Origin of the sequence: Glycocaulis sp. (genome assembly GCF_052168375.1) — a bacterium.
Taxonomy (GTDB): domain Bacteria; phylum Pseudomonadota; class Alphaproteobacteria; order Caulobacterales; family Maricaulaceae; genus Glycocaulis.
Genome location: NZ_JBQLZR010000135.1, coordinates 1 through 4,172, shown reverse-complemented (window position 1 = coordinate 4,172; position 4,172 = coordinate 1). Strand labels below are relative to the sequence as shown.

Sequence of the window (4,172 nt, the reverse complement as noted above, 5' to 3'; positions counted from 1 at the left end):
TGCCACGGCCTAGGCAGGCCTCTGAGGGCCTTCTAGGGGGCATTACTTCCGCGCTTCGATTGCCTTCCTCTCCGCCTCCAGCCTTGCGTCCCAGTCCAGCGAGTTCATGATCCCCCGCAAGCTCTCCACCGAGGTCTTATTCCCGTAGGTCCCGTAGGTCATGCCCGCATGCTTGTGACCCGCGATCTTGGCCGCTGTGGCCTCTTGCACGCCCAGTTCGTGAAGGCGGGAAAGGAGCGTGTGCCGGAAGCTGTGCAGCACCTTCTCGCGCCCCTTAAACCCTAGACCCTTCTTCAGCTCTGAGAACCTGTTGGACACGCTCTGCGTAGCCCACGGCTCTGCCACCCACGCCTTCACGTCTTCCCGCAAAGCGTCCGGGCAGGGAAGCGCGCGCTCCCCAGCGTCCGTCTTTGTGGCGTCGCGGGGGATCACAAGCCAATCGTTCTCAGGGTCATACCGCATCCCCGCAAGCTCCTTGGCCCGCTCGCCAGTGTGGAGGGCGATACGGATCACACGCGGGAGCTTCTCGCCAGCTTCCCCCGGCAGTGCCTTGGCGGTATCGAGAAGGCGCACGATTTCCTCTAGGGTCCACACGTCCCGCTTCAGTGCGCCCTTGGCAGGCTCGAAACGGATACCACTCCATATTGCAGTGTCCAAGTCGAGGTAGCTCCACAGAGCGGACAGGGCAGAGCGGTGGTTATTGACCGTCTTGCGGGCGAACCCGGACCCGTCCTCTCCGCCTTCCTCTGCGAGCCACTGAATGAATAGCCGTGCGTCCGTCCGTGTAACCTGCTGAGGCAGGGGCAGCTTGGCCTGCGCTGTGGAGAAGAACCGGCGATACTCCCGCTTCGTGCCGTCCGTGAGGCGCGCCTTGGCAAGCCATCGCTCACCAGCAACGGCTATCGGGAGATTGCCCCTGAGGGCTTCAAGCTGGTGGCGGAGGCGCTCGCCTTCTCTGGTTTCCTCGGTGAACCGGTCCAGAAGCTCCTCTGGGTCGATGCCCGCGCCGAACCGATCAATAAGCCCCTCTCGCCGCCCCCACGCCTGCGCAGCGTCGCTAAGTTCCTCAGAGAGCCTCTCAGCTACCGTGGGGGCCGCTGCGGGCAGTTCTCCTCGGTTGCGCCATTGGCGCTCCAGCTCGGCCTCAGCGAGTGTCCGTTCGATAGCGCTAGGGTCACCGACGCGGCGGATCAATTCCCACTCCCGCTCTAGGTCGGCTTTGCGGGTATCCCGTCTCCTGCGCGCCTCTTGGACATCACGGGTGCGTAAGCTCTCCTCGATCCACTCTCTGCCCGCCTTCTCGCGCACGTCGAGAGGCACCCTCATGCGGAGATACCAGACCTTGCCCCGCTGCTTCAGATAGTGGTTCATCACACGATACCTCGGCACCCTCACTCCTCGCCCTTGTGGGACAGTTTGTGGGGCAGTCCAAGAGCGAAAAGCGCTAAAGTCTCAGTGATATAAGGCCTTAGGTGAAAGTGGTAGCGGGAGAGAGACTTGAACTCTCGACCTCAGGATTATGAGTCCTGCGCTCTAACCAGCTGAGCTATCCCGCCCCTCAAGGCCTGTGCCGCAGCGCGGGTATAACCGGCCCTGCGACAGAGGCAGCGGATATACGCAAAGCCCGTGTCCGAGGCAAGCGCACGCGCTGACTTGTGGCAGACGGCCCTGCGGTCCGGCGTCCCTCGACGGTGCTCCCGCCCGGTTCCCCTCGGCCTTTTCGGCCTGCAACATGGTAAATAATCCATGAGAACCAGATGCTTATCAGCTTGTTCACTGATCGGGCGTAAAGCGGATCGATCATGGAAGCGCGCAAGCACACAAACCCTTACGAGGACGCGATAGCCCAGCACGAGCGCTTTGTGCGCCGTCTGCCGGGGGGCAGCCGGATTCAGTTCCGCATGACGGACCTTTCCGGACTGGTCGCGCAGCGCCGCGCGCTTGCCGATGCCTATTTCGTCGGCTGCGATCTCAGCGATGCCCGCCTGACCTTGTCGGACCTGACCCGCGCGACCTTCTACACCTCGGCCCTGATACGCGCCGACATGCGCGGATGCACGCTGGTCAATGCCGATCTGCGCGGATCTGCCCTTTGGGGCGTGCAGCTTTACGCCGCCAATCTGGAAGGGGCAGACCTGCGCGGGGCAGAGCTGGTGCTTTCCAGCGCGGCAAACCCGTTCCTGCGCTTTCGCCATGGATGGGAAAACTCGGCACCAGCCGGGGTCAGAACCGCTGACCTGCGCGAGTGCTCGCTGAAGAATGCCCGGCTGAACCATGCGAAGCTGGACGGTGTCGATTTTCGCGGTGCCAACCTGGCTGGCGCACAGCTTGACGGGGCGAGCCTGCGCGGCGTTTGCATGGATGACGCCATCCTGACAGGGGTCGATCTGTCGCGCTGCCGCCGTGAAGGCATGAGCCTAACAGGTGCCCTTCTGGACCCGGACGAGGCCGCGCGCGCACGGGGGCCTGCGCTCAATGCGGCCATCGAGGCGGCCGGGCTGTGGGCGAGTTCTGGCGGGCAAGCCGGGGCAAGGCTGGTCGTCGATGGCGCTGATCTGCGCGTAGTGTCCGGCGGACTTGCCAACCGGGTGCTCGCGGGCAGCAGCCTGCGAAACACGATATGTGCCGGTGTCGACTTCTCCGGCTCCACACTGGTCGGCGCCCATTTTGATGGCGCGGACCTGCGCGATGCTAGGTTCGACAATGCCGATCTGCGCGGGGCGAGCTTTCGCGGCTGCAAGCTGTCCCACGCCCGCTTCAACGGGGCGGATCTGCGTCCGCTGGAAGGGCATGGCGGGCAATTGCATCCGCCGGTATTCACTGGCGCCCGGGCGAGCTTCCTGTCACTGGAAGGCGCGCGCTTCAGCCCCGCCAGCCTGTTTGACTGGGTTCATGAGCAATACGCGCAGGAAAGCGAAGCTCACGGCACCGAGATGGCTTTCATCTGAAGCCGTACCGGCGTGTCCGTCGATCAGGCGGCGCGCACCCCTTCGAGGAAGCGGGCAACGGCGCTGCGCAATGTGCCGGCCTCCCGGGTGAGCCCGTGGGACGCCTCATTGACCTGGGCTGCACACTGGCCGGTTTCCGATGCGGCTGCGTCAACGCCCTGAATGGCTTGCGATACGCGCCGTGTACCTCCGGCTGCTTCCTGTGCAGAGCGGGTAATCTCTTCGGCTGCGGCGCGCTGCTCTTCCATGGCCGCGGCAATGGCGGTCGAGATCTCGTTCATCTCCCGGATGACGGTACCGATGGCCGTGATCGCGCTGACGGCCTTGCCGGTGGCGTTCTGAATGCCGCTGACCTCCTCGGAGATCGAACCTGTCGCCCGGGCCGTTTGCTCAGCCAGTGTCTTCACTTCCGATGCCACGACCGCAAAGCCCTTGCCGGCCTCACCGGCGCGTGCTGCCTCGATGGTGGCATTGAGGGCGAGAAGATTGGTCTTCTCGGCAATCTCGTTGATCAGGCGGACGACGCCATCAATGCGGCCGGCCGCTTCGCTGAGCGCGGTGACGTCAGCGCTCGCACCGGAAACCTCATCAGCTGCGCTGCGCGCAATCGTGGAGGAGCGGGCGATCTGCTGGGCAATCTCGCCAATGGAGGAGGTCATTTCCTCGGCAGCGGCGGCGACGGTGTCGACATTCTGGGCGGCCAGTACGCCCGCCTCGTTGACTTCTGCAGTCTGGCCGGCCGCGCTATGCGAGCTTTCTGTCAGCGCGTTGGCGGCCATTTCCATTTCCCCTGCAGCGCGGGACACTGCTTCGAGCGCCCGGCCGGAGGTCGATTCAAATTCCTGAACAAGCGCCTCGATGGCTCGGGTGCGCGCTTCGCGCGCGGCGCGCTCGGCTTCGCTTTCGCTGGCAAGCCGCAGACGTTCCATCTCGTTTTCGCGCAGGACGGCAACAGCGTGGGCCATGTCGGAAATCTCGTCCTGACCCTTGTCCTCCAGCGCCTGGCCGGTATCGCCCGAAGCCAGAGCGGTGGTGGTGCGCGAGATGCGCGTCAGGCGGCGCAGCAGATTGCCGTTCACGTAGACCCAGCCAATGACGCCCGCGATGCCCACTGCGCCGATTGCCATGACGATCAGCAGGATCTGGCCGGACAGAACAGCCGTGAAGCCGTTGGAACGGGCCGCTTCGGCCATGGCATTGGCGTCGGCCACAACCTGTTCAACC

General features: G+C 64.4%; 3 protein-coding genes and 1 tRNA gene. 1 reads left to right on the top strand and 3 read right to left on the bottom strand.

The genetic code is table 11. From position 1 onward, the window contains the following. Window positions 1–42: 42 nt before the first annotated feature. Both ACTS2Z_RS05335 and ACTS2Z_RS05330 read right to left on the bottom strand, forming a co-directional pair. Complete coding sequence (locus tag ACTS2Z_RS05335; protein WP_442572188.1) at window positions 43–1,371, bottom strand: DUF6538 domain-containing protein; 1,329 nt, start codon at window positions 1,369–1,371, stop codon at window positions 43–45. A 108-nt stretch (window positions 1,372–1,479) separates the two neighbouring features. Next, a tRNA-Met gene (locus ACTS2Z_RS05330) sits at window positions 1,480–1,556 on the bottom strand. A gap of 246 nt (window positions 1,557–1,802) precedes the next feature. Between ACTS2Z_RS05330 and ACTS2Z_RS05325 the strand changes: the two genes are divergently transcribed. Then, window positions 1,803–2,948 carry a pentapeptide repeat-containing protein gene (locus tag ACTS2Z_RS05325; protein ID WP_442572187.1) on the top strand — a complete coding sequence of 382 codons (1,146 nt, stop codon included), beginning with the start codon at window positions 1,803–1,805 and terminating at the stop codon, window positions 2,946–2,948. Window positions 2,949–2,971: 23 nt separating this feature from the next. Here the strand turns inward: ACTS2Z_RS05325 and ACTS2Z_RS05320 are convergent. After that, window positions 2,972–4,172, bottom strand: a 1,201-nt coding sequence (locus ACTS2Z_RS05320) for a methyl-accepting chemotaxis protein (RefSeq protein WP_442572186.1), incomplete at its 5' end; no start/stop codon positions are given.